Genomic DNA, 24,594 nt, shown 5'->3' on the forward strand with positions numbered 1-24,594 from the left:
GATGAAAGGAACATGACATGAGCATCGAAGACGACGCCCTGGAGGTGCGGGCCCGAGGTTGGCGCACGCTCGCAGCGCTGCATGCACTCATAGAGGGGCAACTCGAAGAGGCGCTTCAGTCCACAGCCAAATTGTCAGTGGTTGAATACACGGTCCTGGATGCGCTCGCCAGGCAGGACGGCTGGCACATGAGGATGCAGCAATTGGCGCGGGCCACTGCCCTGTCTCCGAGTGCCACCACCCGCCTCGTGAACCGGTTGGAGAGCAGGGGGCTCCTGCAGCGCGTTCTCTGCGCGAATGACAGGCGCGGGATCTACACAGAGCTCACCCCCGATGGGAGCGAACTGCTCAGTGCGGCCCGGCCTGCCCACGACAGGACGCTGGAACAGGCGTTGGCCACCGCAGGGGAAACCGCTGAGCTTGCACCGCTCGTTCAGGCACTGCCAGGGCTGCACGCGGCAGTTTGACGCTGGGGCTCTCTTGGAATTAGGGCAGGGGATCGGGTTGCTGACCGAGCCCTTGAGCGCCCGTGACCGCCAGTATCTCCTCCAGTTGGAGGGCCGCAGCAATACTCGTTAAGGCGGCCACGTTCGTCATCTCCCGCCCCAAAGTGTCCTCAATGAGTCGACGACGCCGGAGGATGGTTGACGTGTGTACGGACAGTTGCGCTGCTGCCTTGTGGGCGTCGAGATCGCAATGGAGCAGCACCGACAGGGTATGGATCAGTGCGGTGCCGTGGGCGGCATCGTATCGCTGCAACGGCCCCAGGACTTCCTCGCAGTAGGAGCGGAGCCTGGCTGTATCCGGTCCTTGGAGGAACACCGCTGCCATTCCCAAATCGTTCAAGAGCAGAGTCTGTCCGGAGATCCCCCTGAGCCGGCCAAGTTCGGCTGCACCCCGCGCGGTGGCGAACGATTCGACGTATCCTGCAGGATCAGATGCCGGGCCGGCCACCGCGGAGATCTGAAGAGTCCCGCGCTCGCTCAGGGACAGCCTGATCTCATCAGCAATTGCGCGTGCCGCCACGAGTGGCTCCGATCCCACGGGCCAGAGGGCTATGACGTAGTCCTTGTGGGCTCCCATGAAAGGACGCGGATCGGAACCTCCCGAGCGGCTTGTCAGGACACTCGTGAGCCTGCTCTGAAGTTCGCTCTCAGAGACGCGATCGTGTCGCGTGACGATCACGGCGTGCGGTTCTGCGAGGTCGTGCCCCAGCCTGCGGGCTTGGTCGAACAGAACCGATGGCGATGGGCCGGAACCCAGAAGGATGCCTGAAAGAATCTGTCCCGATCGATGCCATACGGACTCCGCGATGCTGCGCGCGTGAAGGAATTCCAACGCCATGACTGTTGCCGCATGTTCCATGGCGTGCCGTTCCAAGGGCGTCAACCCAGACAGGGCTCCCGTGGTCCAGATCGTCGCCACAACCTCATCCCTGATAACCACAGGCGCACTGACTGCCGGCACTGATGACCCGTCCGGCAGCGGCAACTCGACGTCCGATAGCGCCGGGGAGGGATTAGGAAGGGCAGGCCTGGCAGCGGATTCCTTCAACCCGTCCATCAGGCTCCTTGCGTCATTCTCTGGGCCGCACATCACCGTGTCCTGGTCGCTGCGGACCACCACGGGACGTTTGAGCAGTTCAGCAAGCGCTGTTCCCACATCCTCAATGCCGCCCCCGCCCAGAGCCAGTGATGTGAGGTGGCGGTGCACGTCGGCTACCTGACGCTGCAGGGTGTACTGCTCCTCCAGGGCTTTGTTCAGCGACGTCAGCTCGACGATGGCGCGTGCCTGTTCGGCCCGAAGGTTGGCCGTGCTGATGGCAATGGCCACCTGATCGGCCAGGATCGTCAGGAGCGATACCTCTTCGCTGGTGAAAGGGTGGCGACGGCGGGTGAAGCAGTTCAGCGTCCCAAGCGTTCCGTTGGGCGCTGCAATCGGCACGGCGATCATCGACGAGAAGCCCTGGCGTTGAGCTGCGGCAGCCCACGGCACGAACGATGGATTGGTTGCGGTGTCCTCGATTTGAATCGGGATCCCCAGTTTGAAGGCTTGGGTGGATGGTGAAGGAATGGACATACCCTGCAACCGGATGGGGTGCAGGGCGTTGACTTCCCGGATGTAGTCTTCGGAGAGGCCGTAGGAGCCACTGATCACCAGGACAGTATTGTTGGCGTCCGGGACCGTCACGGAGCAAAAGTCGTAGCCCATCAATTCGCTGGCAGTTCGGGACACCATGTTGAGCAGCTCATCCAGGGAGATGCCCCCGTTGACCGCTGCACCGACCGTGCCCAGGGCTTTTAGCCAGCTCCTCAGGCGTTCAGCCGTTCGATCCGACCGCTCTTTCACACTCCCAGTATTCAGATTCAGGGGCTTCGGGGATAGAGGCGGAACAGCCGGTGCAGCGGTGTGACGCTATTCGGCGAGGGCTTTGATCACGGCTGCTGTTACGGCCTCGCTGGACTGGGGGTTCTGGCCGCTGATCAGATTGCCGTCGCGGACCACAAAGCTGTTCCAGGCCGGGCCGCTCCTGACCACTGCGCCGCGTTCGGCCAAAGTGGTAGCCACCAGCCACGGGGTCTTCTGGCCCGTTCCGCCGGTGAGTTCTTCCTCGTCCGTGAACACTGTCAGCTCACGGCCCGCGAACGCAAAGCTACCGTCCCCGTTCGTGGCGCTGAGCAGGCCGGCAGGTCCGTGGCAGAAGGGCGCGATGATGGTGCCCGCATTGTTGGCTTGGATGAGCAGGTCACCAAGATCCGCATCCGTTGCGAGGTCCGCCATGGGGCCGTGTCCGCCGGGCAGTACGACGGCGTCAAAGTCGCCAACGTTGATGGAGGCGAGGGACACTGGTGCCTCGAGTTCCCCTGCGATGTCCGCAAGGTATTGCTTGAAGCCGAGGACTTTGTCCTCGTCGCCCACAATTTCCGGGTTCAGGGATCCAGGGTCCACCGTGGGCTTCCTGCCGCCTGGGCTGGCGATGGTAACGCCGGCACCCGCTGCTTTGAGGGACTGGTGAGCCACCACCAGTTCTTCGGCCCACACGCCCGTGGGATGCTGTGTGCCGTCGGCGAGTTCAAGGGAGTTGGCTGCTGAAACGATCATGAGAATGCGGGACATTGTTTGCCTTTCGGGAATGGTTGGCTGTCCACCGATCATGCTCTTCAGCCCCTTGAGGGACTTATTGAAAAATGCTGTGGCCCCCATTGGAATTCCTTGGACCCGCTCGTGCGAGGATGGCACGGATGGCCACTCACAACCTGGAACATTTGCGGACCTTCCTCACCGTCTACCGCGTGGGGTCGTTGACCGAGGCCGCGCGGTTGCTCGGCATTTCGCAGCCAACTGCCTCCACGCACGTTCATTCCCTCGAACAGAATCTTGGCTTGCGACTCTTTGAGCGAAGTCCTTCGGGCGTCACCCCCACTCCCAAAGCCGACGGCCTGGCTCGGGACGTCGGCCCACACATTGATGCCTTGGATGATCTGGCCTTCATGTCCGCTGTGTCCGGCGGCAATGAGTCGATCCACCTGGGCGGTCCTGCAGAGTTCATCTCCGCCATGCTCCTGCCCCACACCCCGGACCTAGCCAAGGCCATAGCGGGAGGGCTGCGAATCCGTTTTGGCCTGGTGGACAACCTCCTCGAGGAATTGCGTTCAGGTGCCCTGGACATCGTGATCAGCGCTGTCCGGCCGCGGGTTCAGGGGATCAGCGGCGTACCCCTGTATGACGAGGAATTTGTGTTGGTGGCAGCGCCCTCCTGGACGGCAGGCATCACGGGCGTTGAACCTGCCGATGGTGAGTTGTCCGCTGTCCCGGTGGTGGCATACGCCGAGAACCTCCCCATCATTCGCCGCTACTGGCGGACGGTGTTCCATCGACGCCCCGACCATCTCCGGACCATCTGCATCGTGCCCGACCTTCGTGGCGTGCGTGCAGCCATCCTGGCCGGCACGGGAATGTCAGTGCTGCCGCGCTACCTTGTGGAAGACGACCTCACCGCTGGAACCCTGGTTGCCCTTCACACGCCGGAATTCGCACCGCTGAACACCGTGTACCTCGCCACCCGGACCGGTGAGCCCGAACGTAACCCGCAGCTGCGCTCCTTGGCGTCCACCATCCAGCGGTTGGTGGGCGTTTGAGATGTTGGTCAGCGGGGCCCGTCCCATGTGTTGCCGTGTTCGGCATACGCTCAGGACTCGGCAAGAACGGGTGACCCGCTGACGGCCCAGGCCAAAGCCCCGCGCCTCTGTAGACCAAGAGCGTGGGTTGACTGACTTGCCGTGGATGGAACCCCCATGCGGCGTGCACCAAGGCCAAGTCGTCATCGATCCAGCCATCAAAACCCGTAACAACCCATTCCCCTGCTTCGCGGGCTTCCTCTTGTCGCACGTCTTCACGTGAGAGGACCTCAAGGTCGCTGTGCGGAAGGGCCTCCATTCATGCATCGAGCGCCTCGTCAGCGGACCCCAGGGAATTGATGAAGGCGCGGAGCGGGTTCTCTCCCTGGGTGGCGGCTTCGAATTCTGCGGCTGTTTCGGGCAACATGCCGGCCAGCGGGCCACTTGCCGCCCGCGTTGCCGTGGAGACCCGCCGTAACCTGGCCGATCAAAGGTCAGAACGCGGATTCCCATGTCCAGGGGGATTCCCCAGCCCTGAGGCTTTGGCCGCCGCGCCGATCAGATACATCGAACGCCCGGATGCGACTTTCCTGGCAGAAGCCCGACTCTGGAGATCCGCCTTTCACCAACGCAAAAGAACCCCTTGGAAACCATTGGTTTCCAAGGGGTTCTCTACCGAGCTTCCTATCAGAATCGAACTGATGACCTTTTCATTACGAGTGAAACGCTCTACCGACTGAGCTAAGGAAGCACCGCGTCCATCACCGGTTTCCCGGGCGATCACGCAAGACATAACTGTAATAGAGGCACCGCACCCGGGTCAAAACGAGGGTGGCGGCGGCCGTTGCGGGGATGTTCACCCGCTCGTCGGACCGGGTTCAGGCTGCGGTTTCCCGGCCCCCGGAAGCTGGGGAATCAACTGTGGCGGAGTCCACCCGCCGCGCGAATTCAGACGAAGGAGCCGCTCAATGACCGGGGATGCATTGACCAGGGACGCCAGCCTTACACCCAACCGGCTGCGGCTTGCAGTGGTGGACATGGTGGGCACCACCATCACCGATGATGGCCGCACCGAGCGGGCCATGTGCCGGGCCCTTGCGGAACACGGCGTTGAACCGGGCAGCACCCGTTTCGAGAGCATGCTCGGCTATGCGCGGGACACCATGGGCTTCTCCAAAATGACGGTCTTCAGCCACCTGTTCGAGGACGCTGCGGTGGCCGGGAGCGCCAACAAGGTCTTCGAGAAGGCCTACGACGAACTGATTGACGACGGCGGTGTACGCGCCATTCCGGGCGCGGAGGACGCCATTCTGTGGATGCGCGATTCCGGCATGCAGGTTTGCCTGGCCACGGGCTTCGGCCGTCACACGCAGAACATGGTGCTGGAATCGTTGGGTTGGATGGGCCTGGCGGACCTCAGCCTGTGCCCGGCGGATGCTGGACGTGGACGCCCTTATCCGGACATGATCCTGACCGCAGTGCTCGCATTGGACCTCGATGACGTGCGGGAGGTGGCAGTGGTGGGTGACACGAGCTCGGACATGCTCTCAGGGGTCCGTTCCGGCGCATCGCTGATCGCGGGCGTCCTGACGGGTTCGCACTCGGAAGCCACGCTACGCGCGGCCGGAGCCAGCGTGGTGGTGGATTCCATCAAGCAGCTCCCGCTCCTGGTGGAGAAGCGCGAAGCCAGGCACCTCTAGCACTTGAGGCCATCCTGCGGCAGCTTTCCGTCGACAAAGTAGTCGTCGACGGCGGTGCTCACGCAGGAGTTCGAACGGCCGTAGGCTGTGTGCCCCTCGCCGTCCCAGGTGACCAAGGAGGCGTTCTCGAGCTGCTTGCGCAGCGACTCCGACCATTCGAGGGGAGTGGCAGGGTCGCCGGTGGTGCCGACCACCACGATGGGTGCGGATCCGTTGTATTCAACAGGCGCCGGGGTCCGGGTGTTCTTGTACGGCCAGTCTTTGCAGTTGACTCCGCCGTAAGCAAAGAACGACCCGAAAGTGGGGGAGTCCTGCATCAGGCGGACTTCCTCTGCCCGCATGCCGGCAGTGTCTGTGACCATGGGGTAGTCCAGGCAGTTGATGGCCTGGAATGCGAAGGCGGAGTTGGAGCTGTAGGTGCCGTTGGGCTCCCGGTCGGCGCCGAGATCCGCCAGCCGCATCATCTGGGAAACGTCACCGGAGAACGCGCTGTCCAGGGCCTGGGTCAGGGCGGGCCAGCTCTGGTCGTTGTACAGCGGCAGGATGAGGCCGTTGACGAAGTCGTTGCTGGTTACCAATCGGCCGTCCTTGGCGGTCTGGGGATTCTGGTCGACGGCGTTGATGAGGTCACGGATTTCCTGAACTCCGTTGTCCACTGAACCGCTCAGCGGGCAGGAGTTCTGTTCCTGGCAGCTGGCCACATAGGTGCGGATTGCCCGTTCGAACGCCCTTGCCTGTCCGGCGGTCAGTTCCTCGTTGCTGATGGAGGGGTCCACTGCGCCATCGAGGACCAGACGGCCGACATTGTCCGGGAAGAGTGATGCGTAGGTGGAACCGAGGAACGTCCCGTAGGAGAAGCCCAGGTAGTTGAGTTTGGCATCGTTGACCACGGCGCGCAGGACATCCAGGTCCTTGGCGGCACTCACGGTGTCGATGTGGCCCAGCACGGCGCCGGTCTGCTGGGAGCACTGGTCTGCGAAGGACTTGTTGAACGCCAGGGCCGCTGCGAGCCCTTCGTCGGTGTTCTTCCTGAACACCTTTTCGCGTGCCGCGTCCCTCTCCGCATCTGTCATGCAGGTGACGGGCGCGGACCGGCCCACACCGCGGGGATCGAAGCCTACGACGTCGTAGTTTGCCTTCAACTTCTCGGTGAGCAGTGTGTTGCCGGCATCCCGGACGAAGTCCACGCCGGAGCCACCCGGACCACCGGGGTTCACCAGGATGGAACCTTGCTTGTTGCCGGTACTTGTCAGCTTGATCACCGAGAGGGTGATTTCTTCGGAACCGGGATTGGCGTAGTCGAGGGGCACCTGGACTTTGCCGCATTGGAGGCCGTTTTCACAGGAGCTCCACTCCACGGCCTGGGAGTAGAACTTCTCCAGGCCCTTGGGCGCGGAAGCTGCGATGGACGGATCCACCGTGCTGGTGGACGGCTTGGCCGTGGGTGTTGGCAGGAATGGAACCGTGCAGGCGCTCAGTACCAGCATGGAAGCAAGAGCGACGCACAGCGCTGCGAACCGGCGGGGTGCGGACTTCATGGATTCTCCTATTGCTGGATGAGGCTCGTGGCCATGGACTCGACCGCCAACAGTGGGGCTACGTTGGTGGTGGTGATACGCACACGGGCTTTATTGATGGCGTCCATCCGGGCCAGGGTGGTCTCAGGCGTTGAGCGGCCTGCGTATTCTTCAAGCTCGCCCTTCAGCTCAACGTTGACCAGTTCCACGGCGTTCCCCAGCTGGATGATCAGTACGTCGCGGTAGAACGACAACAGATCCGTGAGCGTGCGATCCAACGAATCGGTGATGGAGCGCTTGGCACGCCGCTTCTGGTCATCCTCGAGCTGTTTCACCTGGCTGCGCATGGATGGCGGCAAGGTACCGGATTCCGGGGCGCCCAGGCTTGCGAGCAGCGCGATCTTCTCCGCGGCATCACGTTCGTCGTTGGAGCTGTTGGCTTCCTCCGTGGCGATCCTGACGAGCTTCTCGGCCATCATGACTGCGGCCGTAACTCCTCGGAGCCCCAAGGGGATTCGGACAGTCTCCATCCGGCGTTCCCTCGCATCGGCGTCGCGGGCCAGCCGCCGGGCGATTCCTATGTGGCTTTGCGCCGCGCGCGCTGCACGGTCCGCGAGTTGGCGTTCGACGCCGTCGCGCCGCACCAGGAGGTCGGCGACATCGGAAGCCGGCGGAAGCCGCAGGCTGACCGGACGGCAGCGGGAACGGATGGTGACCAGGACGTCGGCGGGTGAAGGCGCGCACAACATCCAGATGGTGCGCGGGGTGGGTTCTTCGATGGCCTTCAGCAGCACGTTGGTGGTGCGCTCGGCCATGCGGTCCGCATCCTCCACCACGATGATCCGCCATCGGCCAGTGGACGGCCGGTCGCCGGCTTTGGAGACGAGCTCGCGGGCTTCGTCGATGGTGATGGTGACTTTCTCGGTCCGCACGAACGTGACATCCGAGTGCGTCTCACCGAGGATCGTGTGGCATGCAGCGCACTCGCCGCAGCCGCGGAGGGTGACGTCGTCCTGTTGGCAGTTCAGTGCCGCGGCGAAGGCCTTGGCCGCGTTGGAACGGCCGGAGCCCGGGGGGCCGGTGAAGAGCCACGCGTGCGTGAGGCCGGTTTCGCCCTGAGCAGCCTGCTTCAATTGCGCCACCACGGGCGCCTGCCCTTGGAGGTCGTCCCAGACGCTCACGGAAGGTCGCCCGCTATGGGCTCGGCCGGAACATGCTCGCCCAACAACAACAACTCCACGCGTTCCAGAATCTGTGCCGCCAGTGTCTCGATGTCGGAACTGGCCGGCAGCACCAAGTAACTTGAGGGTGCAGCTTCGGCGAGGGCCAGGAAGGCGTGCCGGATGGCGGAATGGAAGTCGTCAGGCTCAGACTCCAACCGGTCCTCTTTTGCGTCACCGGCGGTGCGGCGTTGGCGGCCGTGGGAGGGGTCGACGTCGAGCAGTACCGTCAGGTCCGGATGCAAACCTTCCGTGGCCCACTCGTTAAGCGTCAAAACGCCCTCGGCACCCAAACCGCGGCCAGCACCCTGATAGGCAACGGAAGAGTCAATATAGCGATCCGTAATGACTACTGTTCCGTCGGCCAGCGCGGGGCGGATCACTTGGGTGGCGTGGGCGGCGCGGGCGGCCGCAAACATGAGGGCTTCGGTGCGGGCATCGATGGTGCCGTGTCCGTGGTCCAGGACAAGGGAGCGCAGTTTCTCGCCGATGGGGGTGCCGCCTGGTTCGCGGGTGCGCAGCACGGAGATTCCCCGCGACTCAAGGGTTTGGGAGAGCCGGGCGGCCTGGGTGGACTTGCCCGCTCCGTCCCCGCCTTCGAAGGCGATGAAAAGGCCTTGGCTCTGAATACTCACGGCTCTAGCCTACCGAGCTTCCCTGACATGAAAGGCGCGTAATGCCTTTCTTCCACAGCCTTGCCCCCGACTACGCTGAAACCATGAGCCTTTCCGATCAGCATGCCGCCGAATTGTCTCCGGAAACCGTTGTGGTTGCTGCCGGCCGCCCTGAGCGAGCCCACGATGAGCCGGTGAACCCACCCATCGTCCTGTCCTCCACATACTTCGGCACGGGTTCACTCAGCGACGGAGATCGCGGCTACGGACGCTACGCGAACCCCACTTGGGATCCGTTCGAAGACGCCCTGGCCAAGCTGGAAGGCGCCACGCTTCCGGGCCTGCTCTATGCCTCCGGCCTGGCAGCGGTCAGTTCGGCACTTTCACTGGTTCCTGCCGGCGGCGTCGTGGTGATGCCCTCGCACAGTTACGCCGGTTCCCTCGTGATGGCCACCGAGCTCGCAGGGAAGGGTTTCCTGGAACTGCGCACCGTGGACATCACGGACACGGACGCAGTCAAGGCGCTCATCAACCCGGACGAGGGAAAGAAAGCGGACCTGCTCTGGCTGGAAAGCCCCACCAACCCCATGCTCGGCATCGCCGATGTTCGGGCACTCACCGACGCGGCGCACGCTGTGGGCGCCATCGTGGTCACGGACAACACCTTTTCCACCCCGTTGGTTCAGCAACCCCTCAGCCTGGGGTCCGACGTCGTTCTCCACTCGGTGACCAAATACCTGGCCGGGCATTCCGACGTCGTGCTTGGCGCATTGGTCACCTCAAACCCGGAGCTGCGTGCCACGCTGCTGCACCACCGCATCATCCACGGCGGCATTGCCGGACCGTTCGAGGCCTGGCTTGCACTCCGCGGCCTGCGCACGCTCGCGCTGCGGATCGAACGCTCCCAGGCGTCCGCCGCCACGCTCGCCGAACGGCTCAGCACCCACCCCCGCGTCGAAGCCATCCGCTACCCGGGACTCTCGACCGATCCGGGACACGAGCGCGCCAAGGTGCAGATGAAGGGCTTCGGTTCCATCCTCTGCATCCAGATCGCAGGCGACGAACACCGCAGCGGCGCCGATGCGGCCGACGAATTGGTCCGCGCCTTGCAGCTCTGGCTCCCGGCAACATCACTGGGCGGGGTCGAGTCACTGATTGAACGCCGACGCCGGCACACGGCTGAGCCGCTCAGCGTCCCGGAGAACCTGGTCCGTTTGAGCGTTGGCATTGAGAACGTGGAAGACCTCTGGTCCGACCTTGAGCAAGCGCTGAAGTCGCTGGACGGCTAGGCTAAAGGGCGTGGACGGAAAAATCTTGATTGCGTACGTCACCAGCGGGGTCTACCTCATCCTTGGCCTGGTGGCCCTGGCCTTGGAACTGTGGGCCTTCGCGGACTGCCTGCGCCATAGGCCGACCCTCTTCGTGGCGGCCTCCAAGCGCACCAAGACGTTCTGGCTGGCGCTCACGGGCGTGGCCCTTGCCATCGGCGCCTTGACCCTGCTCACAGGTGGCAGCGGATTGGGCTTGTTCGGCATCGCCGCCGTGACGGCGTCCTGCGTGTACCTCGCCGATGTCCGTCCCGCCCTTCGCGAAGCGGGCAGCGGCGGCAACCGCAACGTCGGCCCCTACGGTCCTTGGTAACCGGCGCTACCGGTACATCAGACTCACCGTGGTGCCACGGCATCCCACGCCACGGTCAGCTCACCCAGGCGCCACCGCGCGGGACCATCCTGAAGCGGCCACCCGCCGTCGCGCAGTGATCGGCACATACCCGTCCAGCGCTGCCGGTTCCCGAACGACGCCAGCGGCGCAGCTTCAAGCCATGCCTTGTCCATGGCCTGAAGGAACGCATGGATCGCTTCGCCCGGCACATTACGGTGAATAAGGGCTTTGGGCAGCCGCTCGGCCACCTCCGACGGTAGCTCGAAACTTCCGAACCGCACCGAGAAGCTGAGGCTCAGCGGCCGCTCGGCATCCAGCGCCACCCACGTTACCCGCCGGCCGATCTCGTCGCAGGTACCGTCGATGAACAGTCCGCCGGGCGCCAACCGTGATTGCACCAGCGCCCAGATTCCGAGGACATCCGCCTCCTCGTACTGACGCAGCACGTTGAACGCCCGTACCAACACGGGATTGCCGGGCACCGGCACTTCGAACCCGCCAACGTGGAAGCTCAGCCCGGGACGTTCAAGGGCCTTCGCGGTCCGCACGCGTTCGGGCTCAATCTCAATTCCACAAACCCGCACATCGGGCCGCACGGCTTGCAGCCGTTCGAAGAGTTCGACGGCGGTTGTCGGCGAGGCGCCGTAGCCCAGGTCCACCACTAAAGGGTCGACGGCGGCGCGCAGCCGCCACGCCTGCGGACCGGCCAGCCAGCGGTCCAGGCGGCGCATGCGGTTGGGGTTGGTGGTGCCGCGGGTGATGTTGCCAACGGGCTTCCCGCCCCGACTGCGGGGAGAGCCCACCCGTTCCGCTTTTTGCACCACGGCCACCACTTTATCCCTGCCGGGTTTCATCCCTGCCGTTCGGCCTGGCTGCTTCCGTTGACGAACGTAATGCCCGGCAGCGCACCGGACCGCTCGGCTAGGATGAAAACCATGACTTACAAGCTGATTCTGCTGCGCCACGGCCACAGCGACTGGAACGCCAAGAACCTGTTCACCGGTTGGGTGGACGTAGACCTGAACGACCAAGGCCGCGAAGAAGCAGTGCGCGGTGGGGAACTCCTGGTTGAGAACAACATCCTCCCGGACGTCCTCTACACCTCGCTCCTGAAGCGTGCCATCAACACCGCCAACATGGCGCTGGACAAGGCAAACCGCGGCTGGATCCCGGTCAAGCGCGACTGGCGCCTCAACGAGCGCCACTACGGTGCCCTGCAGGGCAAGGACAAAGCCCAGACCCTCGCCGAGTTCGGTGAAGAGCAGTTCATGGAATGGCGCCGCAGCTACGACACCCCGCCGCCGCCCCTGTCCGACGACAGCGAATTCTCCCAGGCACACGACCCCCGCTACGCGGACCTCGGCGACGCTTTGCCGCGGACCGAATGCCTCAAGGACGTCCTGGTCCGTCTGCTCCCGTACTGGGAATCGGACATCAAGGAAGACCTCAAGGCCGGAAAGACCGTCCTGGTCACGGCCCACGGCAACTCACTGCGCGCCCTCGTGAAGCACCTGGACGGCATCAGCGACGAAGCCATTGCTTCGCTGAACATCCCCACCGGCATCCCGCTGGTGTACGAACTGGATGAGGACTTCAAGCCGATCAACCCGGGCGGAACCTACCTGGATCCCGACGCAGCAGCCCAGGCCATCCTCGCGGTGGCCAACCAGGGCAAAAAGTAAATCCTCCGCTGCTGCCGCGGCACCAGCTACGGTGCAGTTTAAACGACGGCGGCCGGTCACCTTGGGTGACCGGCCGCCGTCGTCGTTAATGCTGTCAGGCTAGAAGCCCTCAGGCTGCCATTCGCCGGTCACCAGGTAGGTGACTTTGCGGGCAACCGATACGCCGTGGTCGGCGAAGCGCTCAAAGTAGCGGCTGGCCAAGGCGACGTCCACGGTGGTGGAAGGGCTCTCGCTCCACTCAGGGGAAGCGATGGCCTTGAAGACGCTGAGGTGGAGGTCGTCCACGGCGATGTTGATCTTGAGGATGTCGCGGGCCACCTCAAGGTTGCGGGTCTCAAGGAGCTCGATGACCTTGGCTGTGATCTCGATGTCGTGCTGGGCCATGGCCTTGAAGGTCTGGGTCAGCGAAGCGGGGATGACGGTGGCCGGGTAGCGGAGGCGTGCCAGCTGGGCCACGTGGCGGGCGAGGTCACCCATGCGTTCCAGCGACGCACTCATGCGCAGCGAGCCCACGATCATGCGGAGGTCGCTGGCAACGGGGCCCTGCAACGCCAGGATGTCGATGGCGCGCTCGTCGAGGCTGTTCTGCAGGAAGTCGATGCGGGCATCTGCCGCGATGACGTCCTGGGCAAGATCCACGTCGGCGCCTTCGAAGGAAGTAGTGGCCTTCGTGATTGCTTCGTGAACCAGCTTGGAGATCTCGATGAGGTCGTCACCTACCTGGGTGAGCTCCTCCTGAAAAACCTTGCGCACTAAGGCGTCCTTTCCTTGGAAATCCGCTTCCCGTGATCCGGGCCGGATTTCAAAACCATTGGCAGTCCAACCAGTAACTGTGTCAGGGGCCAGTGAACTGTTCGGCATCTTTAGATGAACGTTAGTTGAACCGTCCGCGTTTGGCGCCGGATCAATGCTTTGCCATGTTTCCACAGCATAAGCTGGACACGTGGATCCATTGCTTATAGGTGTCGTCGCAGGCCTCGTTGGCCTGTCGTTGGGCGTCTTCGGCATGCTCGCCTTCAGGATCAGCGAGCGGCAACGCAGCATCGTTGACCTGGACGTTACCGAACCCCTGCTTCCCGAGGGCGCCGCTGAGGTGCTGGCCGTCGTCGGGCGTGCCTTCGTGGTGGTTGACGCGATCGATGGCGTGGTCCGCGCCAGCCCTGCGGCGTATGCGTACGGCTTGGTCCGTGGCCACACAGTGGTGCACAAGCAGCTCCTGGACATGACCGCGAAGGTCCGCCGCGACGGCGTGATCCTGGAGGAACAGTACGAACTCCCGCGCGGGCCGCTGGGCAAGGGCACCATTGTGGTCCAGGTCCGCGCAGCCATGCTCGGCTGGGAATACATCGTGCTCCTGGCTGACGACCGCACCGAGATCACCCGCACCGAAGAGATCCGGAACGACTTCGTGGCCAATGTGTCCCACGAACTGAAAACCCCCGTGGGGGCGATCTCGCTCCTGGCCGAAGCCTTGGAGGCCTCGCCGGACGACGAGGAGGCCGTGCGGCGGTTCGCCAAGCGCATGCACAAGGAGTCCGGACGGCTCGCGGCCTTGGTTCAGGACATCATCGAACTCTCCCGCCTGCAGGGCGCCAATGTCGCCCAGCAGGGCCACGCCGTTGACATCAACACCGTGATCACCGAGGCCGTGGACCGTTCGCAGCTGCCAGCCGAAAGCAAGAACATCCAGATTGTGGTGGGCGGCCACTCGGAGTCCTTGGTGTTCGGCGACCGCGACCTCCTGGTGACCGCGCTGCGCAACCTCATCGACAATGCCATCCGCTACTCACCCGAGAACACCCGCGTGGGTGTCGGCGTCCGGACCCGGGAGGGCGTCGTGGCCATCTCCGTCACGGACCAGGGCGAGGGATTGACTCCCGAGGACCAGGAGCGTGTGTTCGAGCGGTTCTACCGCGTTGACGCAGCACGCTCCAGGCACACCGGCGGAACCGGCCTTGGGCTCAGCATCGTCAAGCATGTGGTGTCCAACCACGGCGGCGAGGTGACCGTCTGGTCCCAGCCCGGCCAAGGATCCACGTTCACCATCCGCTTGCCGGAGATGGAAGGCCAGGACGACGACGCCGGCCTGCCGACTCCCGCTGCCACCGCGGCTGCTTCCACCGAACTTCCGGCGGTTCCTGCCGCCGTCGAACCCCATCACGCGAGCCAACACGCGAGTGAAAAATCGGGCGCCAGCGGCGCCCAAGAGCAAGGAGCCAGCGCTTGAGCCGGATTTTGATTGTGGAGGACGAAGAGTCCTTCAGCGACCCCCTGTCCTATCTGCTGGGCAAAGAGGGTTTCGACGTCGAGGTAGTGGACAACGGCAGCGACGCCCTGGTGGAGTTCGACCGTAACGGCGCCGACCTCGTCCTCCTGGATCTGCAGTTGCCGGGAACACCGGGAACGGAAGTTTGCCGGCAGTTGCGCCAGCGCTCCAGCGTTCCCGTCATCATGCTGACGGCCAAGGATTCGGAGATCGACAAGGTTGTTGGGCTGGAACTGGGCGCCGACGACTACGTCACCAAGCCCTATTCCTCCCGGGAACTCGTGGCACGTGTGCGCGCCGTCCTCCGTCGCCAGGGTGAACCCGAAGAACTCATCACCTCCACAGTGCAGGCGGGCCCGGTCCGCATGGACATCGAGCGCCACGTGGTGAGTGTCAACGGCGAACAGGTGTCGTTGCCGCTGAAGGAGTTCGAACTGCTGGAGATGCTTCTCCGCAACTCGGGCAGGGTGTTGACGCGCGGGCAGCTGATCGACCGTGTGTGGGGCTCGGACTACGTGGGCGATACCAAGACGCTGGACGTCCATGTGAAGCGGCTCCGCAGCAAGATCGAGCCCGATCCCTCGGCGCCGAGGTACCTGGTGACAGTCCGGGGACTGGGCTACAAGTTCGAGCCGTAAAGCGTACCTCGCCGGGGACACGCGCAGTCGTTGGCGCCACGGAGAGCGGCTGACGACACCCGGATTCGGGCGTCGTCAGCCCGACAGAGTGGCCCTGGTGAATATGGGTGTCCGCATCGGCAGCCACATCACACAAAGGAAGGGTCCCGCCGCGGCGGGACCCTTCCGTTGTTGTAAAGCTTGTAGCGTGCCGGCTGCTAGTGGCCGGCCGCTGCGGACTCCGTGGACGTTGCAGTCGACGTCGGAGTCGCCGTGGGGGTCGGCGTTGTCGGCAGGTACTTGGCGTACTCGGGGAGCGTGCCGTCAACTACCGGGACGTTAACCGTTGCGGAGTCCGATCCGCTGCGGATGGTAATGGGCGTCAGTCCGCCGGGGATGACACCGGCAGTGCTGAGGATGGCAGCATCCGCGGAGTCATTCAGGTAGGTCTGGGAGTTGGCCTTGACCGGGATCTCGGTCTGGGCGCCGTTGGCACCGCTGATGGTCAGCGTTGCATCCGAGCTGGACTGGTTGAACACAGCGCCGATCACGCGGCCCGGTTCGTTCTCGCCCGAGGCGACGATCAGGATGTTGCGCAACTGCAGCTGTCCGAGATCAGCTTTGATCCCATCCGATGCCGAGTACTGGTGGGTAGTCTGCTGGGCGTTGACGAATCCGCAGCCGGTGACGGACAGAAGACCGACGCCGATTGCAGCCGCCGCAATTGCCAGCTTGCCGCGCTGGACAGGGTTCATCGCAGTATTGCGCACGACACCTACTCCTCAAGAGTCATTGGAACACTTTTCAGCCATAGCCTATCGGCAAACGGTCCAAAAGAAGGATTCGGGAGGGCTTTGTGGCGGAGTCGACGGGGAAGATCTGCCGGCCGGGTTGCTTGCTTGAAGCATCTTTCCCCGGTTTCGTCAAGAGGTTGGAGGAAGTCGTTTAAGGCCTTATTCCCTTTATTGGCGCGGCAGGAGGGGCTGTGTGATGCCAGTCGTATGCCTTAATCGTGATAGACTAATCTGCGGGAAAGGGGAAAGTCCACATGGTTTTTGAGGTCGGCGAGACAGTAGTTTACCCTCACCACGGTGCAGCAAAAATTGAGGAAATCAAGATGCGCACCATCAAGGGCGAAGAGAAGATGTATCTCAAGCTCAAGGTGGCTCAGGGTGATCTGACCATTGAAGTTCCAGCAGAGAACGTTGACCTTGTTGGGGTCCGGGACGTAGTGGGCAAAGAAGGCTTGGAGCACGTATTTGACGTTCTCCGCGCCGAGTTCACTGAAGAGCCTACCAACTGGTCACGTCGTTACAAGGCGAACCTGGAGAAGCTTGCTTCGGGCGATGTCATCAAGGTGGCAGAGGTCGTTCGCGATCTTTGGCGTCGTGATCACGATCGCGGCCTGTCAGCAGGCGAGAAGCGAATGCTTGCCAAGGCGCGGCAGATTCTGATTTCAGAACTGGCCCTGGCGGAAAAGACCGATGAAGAGAAGGCTGCAAGCGTTCTTGACGAGGTCTTGGCTTCCTAAGAATTGAGCCCCGGTGGTGCGAAAGCGCCGCCGGGTTTCTTTTTGCCCAAACGCTGCTGATGGGTCACAAACGCTCCTGATGGGTCGCAGTACTCTGGTGACCATGAGTACTCCTTCCCAGCGCGCCGTTACGGCCGTGATCGTGGTTGCTGCCGGTTCCGGTGAACGCCTCGGCTACGGCATCCCCAAAGCACAGGTACCACTGGGTGGCGAATCCATCCTGATGCACGCGCTGCGCGGCGTGATTGCATCGGACGTCGCGCGCCAAATCTGCATCGCGGTGCCGAAGGGCGACACCGAGCTCCGCGCGTTGATCGCCGAGTTCACCATCGACCTCGTGGACGGTGGCCCCGAAATTTCCGTTGTCGACGGCGGAACCTCCCGGGCGGATTCCGTCCGCGCTGCCTTGGCTGCCTTGGAGGACGGAACCGAATTCGTGCTCGTCCACGACGCCGCCCGTGCGCTGACTCCCGAGCGGGTCTTCCAGCGCGTGGCCGACGCCTTGGCCTCCGGCGCGAAGGCGGTCATCCCCACCATGCCCGTGGTGGATACCATCAAGACCGTCGCGCAAACGGACGGTGCGGACACCTCAATAGCCCCAGAGGTTGTCACCGGCACAGCACCCCGCGAACAGCTCCGTGCTGTGCAGACTCCCCAAGGCTTCGAGCTGGCCACATTGCGGCGGGCGCACGAGGCTGCCGGGCTTTTCGACGACAAACAGTCCGCAGCCGTCACCGATGACGCCATGCTGGTGGAACTGCTGGGGGTCCCGGTCCACGCCGTCCGAGGAGCCAGCCAGTCCCTCAAAATCACCACGCCGCTGGACCTCATCATCGCCGAAGGCCTCCTGGAAGGCCCGCTGGGAATTCGTTGGGTGGAAGGCTGATGTCGCAACACTTGCCCGCGAACATGGTCCTGCCCCGCACAGGCATCGGCATCGACGTGCACGCGTTTGCCCCCGCCGAGGATCCGCAGCCGCTCTGGTTGGGCGGGCTCTTCTGGGCAGGCGAGCAAGGGTTGTCGGGACATTCCGACGGCGATTGCGTCGCGCACGCGGCCGCGGACGCCCTCTTCTCCGCTTGTGGCATTGGCGACCTCGGTACGCATTTCGGCACCGACCGTCCTGAGTTCGCCGGCGCCTCAGGAGTCAAGCTCCTCGGCGAAGCAGCCAGGATCGTACGTGCTGCGGGTTTCGAAATCGGAAACGTCGCAGTCCAGTTCGTCGCCAACCGTCCCAAGTTCGGGCCACGCCGGGAAGAGTCCCAGCGAGTACTGAGTGAGGCTGCCAACGCTCCCGTCAGCGTCTCGGCCACTACCAGCGACGGTTTGGGCTTCACCGGACGTGGCGAGGGCATCTCCGCTGTGGCTACGGCGCTGGTGTACCCGGTTACGGTGTCCGAGCCCGGCCCCGCGAAAGGTGCGCCGCATGGTTAGGTCGCGTGCCGGCGTCGTGCGTTCTGCGGTGCTGCTGTCCGCGGGCTTGGCCGCCGCGCTGCTGGTAGGCGGTTGTGCTGGGACGCCGAGGATGGATGTGAAGGCCAGTTGTGAGTTCCTGAACAACGACACCTTCAAGCCCGACGGCAACCAGCAACAGCAGTCCAAACAGATCGCCGAGCACTACCACCAGATTGCGGACAAGCTTGCTCCGGAAATCGGCGACCCCATCAAGGAGATGGCGGCCATCATGGACAAAGCGGCGGCGTCGTCGCTGGGAGCAGCCACGCAGGAACAGCAGCAACAGTTGACCGTGCACTTCAACACAATCGGCGAATACTGCAAGTAGGCAGGTCACGCCGCGTCATCGGCTAATCTGGAGCGGTGACCCTGCGCTTCTATGACACTGCCTCCGCCGAAGTCCGCGACTTCGTTCCCCTCGAAGACGGCAAGGCCAGCGTGTACTACTGCGGGGCCACCGTTCAGGGCATGCCCCACGTGGGCCACGTCAGGTCGGCCATCGCCTTCGACCAACTCACCCGCTGGCTTGAGTTCCGCGGACTTCGTGTCACCGTGGTGCGCAACGTTACGGATATCGACGACAAGATCCTGGCTAAGTCGGCGCAATCATTTGGGCCGGACTGGGATGCCGAACCCACCGCACGCCAGGCCGAAGAATGGTGGGCTCTGGCCTACCGCTACGAGCAGGAATTCGAGAATGCCTACGACTCCCTCGGAGTCCAGCGGCCCACGTACGAGCCCCGCGCTACCGGACACATCCCGGAAATGCACGCGCTCATCCAACGCCTCATCGACCGGGGCCATGCCTACCCGGCGCTGGACGACTCCGGCGACGTCTACTTCGATGTCCGTTCGTGGAGCAAATACGGATCGTTGACGCGGCAGAACATCGACGACATGCAGGGCGCCACGGATGCTGACCCCCGCGGCAAGCGCGATCCCCGCGACTTCGCGCTGTGGAAGGGTTACAAAGACGGCGAACCCGAGTCCGCCAGCTGGTCGTCACCGTGGGGCGCCGGACGTCCCGGATGGCACCTCGAATGCTCCGCCATGGTCACCAAATACCTGGGTCCGCGCTTCGATATCCACGGTGGGGGACTGGACCTTCGCTTCCCGCATCACGAGAACGAGATGGCGCAATCCCAAGCTGCCGGGGACGAGTTCGCCAACTTCTGGATGCACAACGGCATGGTCACGTTCGAGGGCGAAAAGATGTCCAAGTCCATCGGGAACACGGTGAGCCCCGCTGAGATGCTGGAGCTCGCCTCACCCCGCGTGGTGCGCTACTACCTTGGCCAGGCGCACTACCGCTCCATCCTGGACTACCGTCCCACGTCCCTGCAGGAGGCTGCTGCCGCCGTGGAACGTATTGATGGTTTCATCAGCAAGGCCTCCGCCAAGGTGACGGACCCCTCGGATGTTGCCCCGCAGGCCAACATGCCCGCAGCCTTCATTGCAGCCATGGACGACGACCTCAACGTGCCGCAGGCCCTTGGCGTTCTGCACGAAACGGTCCGCGCAGGCAACACTGCGCTGGCCGCAGGCGACCTCGAAGCCACCAAAGAGGCCCTGTACAGCGTGGTCTCCATGACCGGGGTCCTCGGACTGGATTCGGTCAAAATGCCAGAGGCCGTCCAAGGCCGCGAACATGCTGCGTTGAAGGTCCTGGTGGAAGCGCAACTCGAAGCCCGCGCCGCTGCCAGGGCCAGCAAGGACTGGGCCGCGTCCGACGCAATCCGGGACACACTCGCCGCCGCCGGTGTGGTGGTCGAAGATGGTGCGGACGGCGCCACCTGGAGCCTCAAACGCGACTGACCAAAGGGCGCTGCGGCCGAATTGCATCGGGTCAGTAGACTTGATTCCAGACTTACTCACAAAATCAAGGATGGAATCTCATGGCCAACAATGGTCGCCGGTCGGTCAAGAACAAGAAGGGCCCCACCACCGGAACCGGTGGCCACGGCCGCAAGGCCCTGGAGGGCAAGGGTCCCACGCCCAAGGCGGAGGATCGCACCTACCACAAGGCATACAAGAACAAGCAGCTCTCCGAGCGTTCGGCAGCCAAGCGCGGCCCGGCACGCCCCGGCACCGGCGCCCGCTCGGGTCCCAAGGGCCGTGCCACCGAAGAACTGGTCACCGGCCGTAACTCGGTGGTCGAAGCCCTGCGCGCAGGCATCCCGGCGAAGGCCCTGCACGTGGCCATCCGCATCGAAATGGACGACCGCGTCAAGGAATCCCTCAAGCTCGCGGCCGAGCGTGGCATCCCGCTGCTCGAAACCGGCAAGCCGGAGCTGGACCGCATGACCGAGGAAGCGGTCCACCAGGGACTCGTTCTGCAGATCCCGCCGTACGAATACCAGGACGCCTACGACCTCGCCGAGGAAACCCTCGCCAAGTGGAAGAAGGGGCACATCTCCAACGCCCCCATCTTCGTGGCGCTGGATGGCATCACTGACCCCCGCAACCTCGGCGCGATCATCCGCTCCGTGTCCGCGTTCAGCGGCCACGGCGTGATTGTCCCCGAACGTCGCTCGGTCGGCGTTACGGCGTCCGCTTGGAAGACCAGCGCCGGTGCCGCCGTCCGCGTACCCGTGGCCCGCGCGTCGAACCTTAACAATGCGCTCAAGCAGTTCAAGAACATGGGCATCTACGTGCTTGGCCTTGATGGCGACGGCGACGTCTCGCTGCCCGACCTCACGGTCGCCACCGAACCCGTCTGCATCGTGGTTGGTTCCGAAGGCAAGGGCCTCAGCAGGCTGGTCCGGGAGAACTGCGACCAGATCGTCTCGATCCCCATCGACTCCGCCATGGAATCGCTCAATGCCTCCATGGCCGTCGGCATCTCGCTGTACGAAGTGTCGAGGCAGCGCGCCGCTAAGTAATCCCTGGTGAGGGCGGGGGTCGCTGTCGCGGCCGCCGCCCTCCGCGTGCTCGCTCGTGCCTCGCTTAGACGCACTTCCGGATGGCCCCTGCGGCGCCTTTCGCACGCTCTCTCACATCCCGTCGGCTTTTGCAGGACGCTCTTTCACTTCCTGACGCCGCCGGCTGGAATGGGGCGGGATGCTTTCGCTGCCGGTCTTCTTTTGGGCCACGTATACCGGATGACGCCACCTATATTCGGGTAGCGCCCATCCGTTTGCGTGGCGCCGGCGAATTTGAGTGGCGTCCGTTAGAAGTCGCGGCGGTTGGCCAGGACCGGGAGTTTTTGGCGGGCTTCGTCCACCACTGCGGGGTCCAGGTCGGCAAAGATAAGGCCCGGTTCGCCGTCGAGGGCTTCCAGGACCTGGCCAAAGGGGCTCACGACGGCGGAGTACCCCACTCCCGTAGGCGCGGCGCCTTTGGCTTCAACACCCTGGGTGGCCGGATCACCTTGGCCGCAGGCGAGCACGAACGTGGTGGTGTCCACGGCTCGTGCGCGGGCCAGGAGTTGCCATTGATCGGCCTTGCCTGGGCCGGAACCCCATGAGGCGGACACGATGTTCACCACGGCACCGCGGTCTGCGTTGGCGGTGAACAGGGCAGGAAAGCGGATGTCGTAGCAGGTGGCCAAACCGAAGGTGAGGCCGCCGGCGTCGAACGTTACAGGCTCGGTACCGGCCTCGACGGTATCCGACTCCGCGAAGCCGAACGCGTCGAAGAGATGGACCTTGTCGTAGCTCGTATCGACGCCCGGACCGGTGGCGAGCAGCGTGTTGCGAACGCGCCGGTCCCCGGAGCCGGTGGGGGAGCCGGGCGTGAACATGCCCGCCACGATCACCAGTTGCAGTTCGTCGGCGATGGAGCGCACCTTGCTCGCCCACGGACCGTCCAACGGTTCAGCGATGTCCAACAGCGAGTTTCCAAACGCGCGCATCATCGCCTCGGGGAAGACCACCAGCTCGGCGCCGCCTGCCTTGGCTCGGCGGGCGTACTCCTCAAGGAGCCGCAGGTTGTCGGCCAGATCCCGGCCGGTGATGACTTGGGCGAGTGCCACGCGCACGATAGAACCTCCAGTTGTCTCCGTTCCAGTATGCCAATTAACGAAATCGAGACGCAGAACGTCGTCACATGGGCGGCCGGCGCGGCACATACTGGGCGTGGAACTAAACTTGCAAGCAATGGTTATGCCTATTTTTGACACAGCAGCTGCCGTCGACGCGTCGGGGCCAAGACCCCTCGGACTGAGCACGCCCCAGCCCGGGCTTTTCGACGTCGAAAACACGCAGAACCATCAGGTCAACGTTGCTGTCTTCGCGCCGGACCTCGAACGCGTTGAGGTGGCCTTCCAAGCACCCGGTGAGCCTTGGCGCGCCCACGTCCTCCCCAACGTGGAAGACGGCGTGCACTTTGGCTTGGTCAGTGGAATGCCGCCGGGTACGCGCTATGGCTTCCGCGCCGCACCCACCGAGGACGGGTTGCCCATGTCGGTTCCCGCGCTGGATTTGGATGCCGACGGCGAACAGCGGCTGTTGCTGGATCCGTATGGTCGCGCTGTGGACCAGCGGGGCGAATTCCTGACGAGTGTCCATGTGGACACCGGCTTTGACTGGGGCGACGACCTGCCACCTCGGATACCCCTGCGCACCTCGGTGATCTATGAAGCCCACGTCCGCGGACAGACGATGCTGCACCCGGACATCCCGGAGCACCTGCGTGGGACGTACGCGGGCATGGCGCATCCAGTGATGATCCAGCACCTGACAGAACTTGGAATTACCGCGGTGCAGCTCCTCCCCATCCACTTCCACCTGGATGAATCGCATCTCCAGGACCTGGGCATGACCAATTACTGGGGCTACAACACCGCTGCCTTCTTTGCACCCCATTCGGACTACGCCACGGAAGCTGCCCGCAACGCCGGCCCGCACGCGGTGCAGGACGAGCTCAAGGGCATGATCAAGCTCCTGCATGCCGCCGGAATCGAAGTCATCCTGGACGTCGTGTACAACCACACCGCGGAGGCCGGTCCTGACGGCCCCGCCCTGAGCTTCCGCGGGCTCGCGGAGTCGCGCTATTACCGGCATGATGCCCACGGGCGCTACCTGGACACCACCGGCTGTGGCAACACCTTGGACTTCAGCGATCCCGTAGTGGTGGATCTGGCGCTGGACTCCTTGCGGTACTGGGTGAACGACTTCCATGTGGACGGGTTCCGCTTCGACCTCGCCGTGACCCTGTGCCGGGATGCCGGCAACACCTTCGACCCCCAGCACCCCTTCCTGCAGGCCATCGCCGAGGACCCGGTTCTGTCTGCGGTCAAGCTCATCGCCGAGCCGTGGGACGTGGGCTATGGGGGCTGGCAGACGGGCCGTTTCCCGCAAGGATGGTCGGATTGGAACGACCATTTCCGGGACGGCGTCCGCAGCTTCTGGCTGTCCGACCGCGCTGCCATCGAGGCCGGCGGCCAAGGCGGCTCGGTGGCCTCGTTGGCTGAGCTGATGGCCGGTTCCGCCAACCTCTTCGCATCCTCCGGGCGAACCCGGCTGGCCTCGGTCAACTTCATCACGGCCCACGACGGTTTCACGCTCAAGGACCTGGTCAGCTACGACCGGAAGCACAACGAGGCCAACGGGGAGCAGAACCGTGACGGCCACGGCGATAACCGCAGCTACAACCATGGCGTGGAGGGCAGGAGCGAAAACGAGGCCATTGTGGCTGCCCGCTCGCTGTCCATCCGCAACCTGATGGCCACCTTGCTGTTGTCCTTCGGCGTCCCCATGATCACGGCCGGCGACGAACTTGGCCGGACCCAGCAGGGCAACAACAACGCCTACTGCCAGGACAACCCCACGGCGTGGCTTGATTGGAGCCGGACCCAGGAAGCCAATGCCATGTTCAGGACCACGCGGGAGTTGGTCCGTCTACGCCGCTGGTTCCTGCGGCACCAGCCGGAGAGCTTCCCCGGCAAAGCCAATGACTCCAGCCTGCAGTGGTTCGATGACAAGGGCAAACGCATGACACCCGCGCGTTGGAACGATCCCAACGTCCGCTCCGTCCAGCTGCTCATGGGCCATGAGGACAGCGAAATCCGGGGTCTGATCGTGGTGAACGGAAGCAACAAGGACGTGAAAATGGTCCTGCCGGAGATCCTGAGCGAATCGGGCATCGGCAAGCGCATGTTCGAACTTCGCTTCACCACGTCGGTGCTGCATGAGCGCCGGAAGGGCGCATTGGTTGCCTCGGGGGAGCGGGATATCCTGCAAGCCAACACCATCAACATCTACCGCACCTAG

General features: G+C 63.8%; 24 protein-coding genes and 1 tRNA gene. 15 read left to right on the forward strand and 10 right to left on the reverse strand.

The window, feature by feature from the left end; all coding sequences use genetic code 11:
• Window positions 1-17 precede the first annotated feature (17 nt).
• Window positions 18-467 carry a MarR family winged helix-turn-helix transcriptional regulator gene (locus FQP90_RS14880; RefSeq protein ID WP_144651792.1) on the forward strand — a complete coding sequence of 150 codons (450 nt, stop codon included), beginning with the start codon at window positions 18-20 and terminating at the stop codon, window positions 465-467.
• Between the two features lie 19 nt (window positions 468-486).
• On the opposite strand, the gene FQP90_RS14885 is transcribed toward FQP90_RS14880, so the two are convergent.
• Together FQP90_RS14885 and FQP90_RS14890 are read right to left on the reverse strand one after the other, a co-directional pair.
• The gene (locus tag FQP90_RS14885) at window positions 487-2,349 is read right to left on the reverse strand and encodes a helix-turn-helix domain-containing protein (protein WP_144651794.1); all 1,863 of its coding nucleotides are present in this window, start codon (window positions 2,347-2,349) and stop codon (window positions 487-489) included.
• Between the two features lie 66 nt (window positions 2,350-2,415).
• A complete protein-coding gene (locus FQP90_RS14890; RefSeq protein WP_144651844.1) occupies window positions 2,416-3,117 on the reverse strand; it encodes a type 1 glutamine amidotransferase domain-containing protein in 702 nt (233 codons plus the stop codon).
• Between the two features lie 125 nt (window positions 3,118-3,242).
• Between FQP90_RS14890 and FQP90_RS14895 the strand changes: the two genes are divergently transcribed.
• Window positions 3,243-4,139, forward strand: coding sequence for a LysR family transcriptional regulator (locus FQP90_RS14895; protein WP_144651796.1), 897 nt, complete (start codon window positions 3,243-3,245; stop codon window positions 4,137-4,139).
• Window positions 4,140-4,796: 657 nt separating this feature from the next.
• On the opposite strand, the gene FQP90_RS14900 is transcribed toward FQP90_RS14895, so the two are convergent.
• A tRNA-Thr gene (locus FQP90_RS14900) sits at window positions 4,797-4,869 on the reverse strand.
• Between the two features lie 217 nt (window positions 4,870-5,086).
• Between FQP90_RS14900 and FQP90_RS14905 the strand changes: the two genes are divergently transcribed.
• The gene (locus FQP90_RS14905; protein ID WP_144651797.1) at window positions 5,087-5,818 is read left to right on the forward strand and encodes an HAD family hydrolase; all 732 of its coding nucleotides are present in this window, start codon (window positions 5,087-5,089) and stop codon (window positions 5,816-5,818) included.
• Here FQP90_RS14905 and FQP90_RS14910 read toward each other — a convergent pair.
• The 3 genes from FQP90_RS14910 to tmk are packed head-to-tail and all read right to left on the reverse strand — an operon-like array spanning window position 5,815 to window position 9,190.
• Window positions 5,815-7,356 (reverse strand): alpha/beta hydrolase, encoded by a 1,542-nt coding sequence (locus FQP90_RS14910; protein ID WP_244296793.1) that lies wholly within the window; start codon window positions 7,354-7,356, stop codon window positions 5,815-5,817. The genes FQP90_RS14905 and FQP90_RS14910 overlap by 4 nt on opposite strands.
• Before the next feature lie 8 nt (window positions 7,357-7,364).
• On the reverse strand, window positions 7,365-8,516 hold the full coding sequence (locus tag FQP90_RS14915; protein WP_144651799.1) for a DNA polymerase III subunit delta': 1,152 nt from the start codon (window positions 8,514-8,516) through the stop codon (window positions 7,365-7,367).
• Complete coding sequence (gene tmk, locus FQP90_RS14920) at window positions 8,513-9,190, reverse strand: dTMP kinase (RefSeq protein WP_144651800.1); 678 nt, start codon at window positions 9,188-9,190, stop codon at window positions 8,513-8,515. The genes FQP90_RS14915 and tmk overlap by 4 nt, the downstream gene beginning before the upstream one ends.
• A gap of 83 nt (window positions 9,191-9,273) precedes the next feature.
• Here tmk and FQP90_RS14925 point away from each other — a divergent pair, with 83 nt between their 5' ends.
• Together FQP90_RS14925 and FQP90_RS14930 are read left to right on the forward strand one after the other, a co-directional pair.
• Window positions 9,274-10,458, forward strand: coding sequence for a trans-sulfuration enzyme family protein (locus FQP90_RS14925; protein WP_144651848.1), 1,185 nt, complete (start codon window positions 9,274-9,276; stop codon window positions 10,456-10,458).
• A gap of 10 nt (window positions 10,459-10,468) precedes the next feature.
• Window positions 10,469-10,810 carry a DUF2516 family protein gene (locus FQP90_RS14930; RefSeq protein WP_144651802.1) on the forward strand — a complete coding sequence of 114 codons (342 nt, stop codon included), beginning with the start codon at window positions 10,469-10,471 and terminating at the stop codon, window positions 10,808-10,810.
• A gap of 23 nt (window positions 10,811-10,833) precedes the next feature.
• Here FQP90_RS14930 and FQP90_RS14935 read toward each other — a convergent pair whose 3' ends face one another.
• Window positions 10,834-11,655, reverse strand: a complete 822-nt coding sequence (locus tag FQP90_RS14935) for a class I SAM-dependent methyltransferase (RefSeq protein WP_208760014.1) — start codon at window positions 11,653-11,655, stop codon at window positions 10,834-10,836.
• A 111-nt stretch (window positions 11,656-11,766) separates the two neighbouring features.
• On the opposite strand from FQP90_RS14935, the gene FQP90_RS14940 reads away from it, so the two are divergent.
• On the forward strand, window positions 11,767-12,513 hold the full coding sequence (locus FQP90_RS14940) for a phosphoglyceromutase (protein ID WP_144651804.1): 747 nt from the start codon (window positions 11,767-11,769) through the stop codon (window positions 12,511-12,513).
• Window positions 12,514-12,612: 99 nt separating this feature from the next.
• Here FQP90_RS14940 and phoU read toward each other — a convergent pair whose 3' ends face one another.
• Entirely contained in the window at window positions 12,613-13,266 is a 654-nt protein-coding gene (phoU, locus tag FQP90_RS14945; RefSeq protein WP_144651806.1) for a phosphate signaling complex protein PhoU, read from the reverse strand.
• Window positions 13,267-13,465: 199 nt separating this feature from the next.
• Between phoU and FQP90_RS14950 the strand changes: the two genes are divergently transcribed.
• Both FQP90_RS14950 and FQP90_RS14955 read left to right on the forward strand, forming a co-directional pair.
• On the forward strand, window positions 13,466-14,740 hold the full coding sequence (locus tag FQP90_RS14950) for a sensor histidine kinase (protein WP_208760018.1): 1,275 nt from the start codon (window positions 13,466-13,468) through the stop codon (window positions 14,738-14,740).
• Window positions 14,737-15,417: a response regulator transcription factor gene (locus FQP90_RS14955; protein WP_020608526.1), complete on the forward strand. Its 681-nt coding sequence runs from the start codon at window positions 14,737-14,739 to the stop codon at window positions 15,415-15,417. The genes FQP90_RS14950 and FQP90_RS14955 overlap by 4 nt, the downstream gene beginning before the upstream one ends.
• Window positions 15,418-15,614: 197 nt before the next feature.
• On the opposite strand, the gene FQP90_RS14960 is transcribed toward FQP90_RS14955, so the two are convergent.
• Window positions 15,615-16,151 carry a hypothetical protein gene (locus FQP90_RS14960; protein WP_144651853.1) on the reverse strand — a complete coding sequence of 179 codons (537 nt, stop codon included), beginning with the start codon at window positions 16,149-16,151 and terminating at the stop codon, window positions 15,615-15,617.
• Window positions 16,152-16,444: 293 nt separating this feature from the next.
• On the opposite strand from FQP90_RS14960, the gene FQP90_RS14965 reads away from it, so the two are divergent.
• The 6 genes from FQP90_RS14965 to rlmB all read left to right on the forward strand — a co-directional run bounded on the left by FQP90_RS14965 (window position 16,445) and on the right by rlmB (window position 21,264).
• A complete protein-coding gene (locus FQP90_RS14965) occupies window positions 16,445-16,927 on the forward strand; it encodes a CarD family transcriptional regulator (RefSeq protein WP_011690592.1) in 483 nt (160 codons plus the stop codon).
• Between the two features lie 103 nt (window positions 16,928-17,030).
• Window positions 17,031-17,813 carry a 2-C-methyl-D-erythritol 4-phosphate cytidylyltransferase gene (gene ispD / locus FQP90_RS14970; protein ID WP_208760015.1) on the forward strand — a complete coding sequence of 261 codons (783 nt, stop codon included), beginning with the start codon at window positions 17,031-17,033 and terminating at the stop codon, window positions 17,811-17,813.
• Between the two features lie 23 nt (window positions 17,814-17,836).
• Complete coding sequence (ispF, locus tag FQP90_RS14975) at window positions 17,837-18,361, forward strand: 2-C-methyl-D-erythritol 2,4-cyclodiphosphate synthase (protein WP_434374505.1); 525 nt, start codon at window positions 17,837-17,839, stop codon at window positions 18,359-18,361.
• The gene (locus tag FQP90_RS14980; protein WP_144651810.1) at window positions 18,354-18,710 is read left to right on the forward strand and encodes a hypothetical protein; all 357 of its coding nucleotides are present in this window, start codon (window positions 18,354-18,356) and stop codon (window positions 18,708-18,710) included. Before ispF ends, FQP90_RS14980 begins: the two co-directional genes overlap by 8 nt.
• Before the next feature lie 35 nt (window positions 18,711-18,745).
• On the forward strand, window positions 18,746-20,197 hold the full coding sequence (gene cysS / locus FQP90_RS14985; RefSeq protein WP_144651812.1) for a cysteine--tRNA ligase: 1,452 nt from the start codon (window positions 18,746-18,748) through the stop codon (window positions 20,195-20,197).
• Between the two features lie 80 nt (window positions 20,198-20,277).
• Entirely contained in the window at window positions 20,278-21,264 is a 987-nt protein-coding gene (rlmB, locus tag FQP90_RS14990; RefSeq protein WP_144651814.1) for a 23S rRNA (guanosine(2251)-2'-O)-methyltransferase RlmB, read from the forward strand.
• A 287-nt stretch (window positions 21,265-21,551) separates the two neighbouring features.
• Here rlmB and FQP90_RS14995 read toward each other — a convergent pair whose 3' ends face one another.
• A complete protein-coding gene (locus FQP90_RS14995) occupies window positions 21,552-22,361 on the reverse strand; it encodes a carbon-nitrogen hydrolase family protein (protein WP_144651816.1) in 810 nt (269 codons plus the stop codon).
• 118 nt (window positions 22,362-22,479) lie between these two features.
• Between FQP90_RS14995 and glgX the strand changes: the two genes are divergently transcribed.
• The gene (glgX, locus tag FQP90_RS15000) at window positions 22,480-24,594 is read left to right on the forward strand and encodes a glycogen debranching protein GlgX (protein ID WP_144651818.1); all 2,115 of its coding nucleotides are present in this window, start codon (window positions 22,480-22,482) and stop codon (window positions 24,592-24,594) included.

It is taken from the genome of Paenarthrobacter nitroguajacolicus, from assembly GCF_007786235.1.
Lineage (GTDB): Bacteria > Actinomycetota > Actinomycetes > Actinomycetales > Micrococcaceae > Arthrobacter > Arthrobacter nitroguajacolicus_A.

Bases quoted from the DNA above. Each gene is read 5' to 3' on its own strand.
- FQP90_RS14880 (WP_144651792.1), top strand. From the start codon at position 18: ATGAGCATCGAAGACGACGCCCTGGAGGTGCGGGCCCGAGGTTGGCGC.
- FQP90_RS14890 (WP_144651844.1), bottom strand. From the start codon at position 3,117: ATGTCCCGCATTCTCATGATCGTTTCAGCAGCCAACTCCCTTGAACTC.
- FQP90_RS14895 (WP_144651796.1), top strand. From the start codon at position 3,243: ATGGCCACTCACAACCTGGAACATTTGCGGACCTTCCTCACCGTCTAC.
- FQP90_RS14905 (WP_144651797.1), top strand. From the start codon at position 5,087: ATGACCGGGGATGCATTGACCAGGGACGCCAGCCTTACACCCAACCGG.
- FQP90_RS14910 (WP_244296793.1), bottom strand. From the start codon at position 7,356: ATGAAGTCCGCACCCCGCCGGTTCGCAGCGCTGTGCGTCGCTCTTGCT.
- FQP90_RS14925 (WP_144651848.1), top strand. From the start codon at position 9,274: ATGAGCCTTTCCGATCAGCATGCCGCCGAATTGTCTCCGGAAACCGTT.
- FQP90_RS14940 (WP_144651804.1), top strand. From the start codon at position 11,767: ATGACTTACAAGCTGATTCTGCTGCGCCACGGCCACAGCGACTGGAAC.
- FQP90_RS14960 (WP_144651853.1), bottom strand. From the start codon at position 16,151: ATGAACCCTGTCCAGCGCGGCAAGCTGGCAATTGCGGCGGCTGCAATC.
- FQP90_RS14965 (WP_011690592.1), top strand. From the start codon at position 16,445: ATGGTTTTTGAGGTCGGCGAGACAGTAGTTTACCCTCACCACGGTGCA.
- ispD (WP_208760015.1), top strand. From the start codon at position 17,031: ATGAGTACTCCTTCCCAGCGCGCCGTTACGGCCGTGATCGTGGTTGCT.
- ispF (WP_434374505.1), top strand. From the start codon at position 17,837: ATGGTCCTGCCCCGCACAGGCATCGGCATCGACGTGCACGCGTTTGCC.
- FQP90_RS14980 (WP_144651810.1), top strand. From the start codon at position 18,354: ATGGTTAGGTCGCGTGCCGGCGTCGTGCGTTCTGCGGTGCTGCTGTCC.
- rlmB (WP_144651814.1), top strand. From the start codon at position 20,278: ATGGCCAACAATGGTCGCCGGTCGGTCAAGAACAAGAAGGGCCCCACC.
- glgX (WP_144651818.1), top strand. From the start codon at position 22,480: ATGGTTATGCCTATTTTTGACACAGCAGCTGCCGTCGACGCGTCGGGG.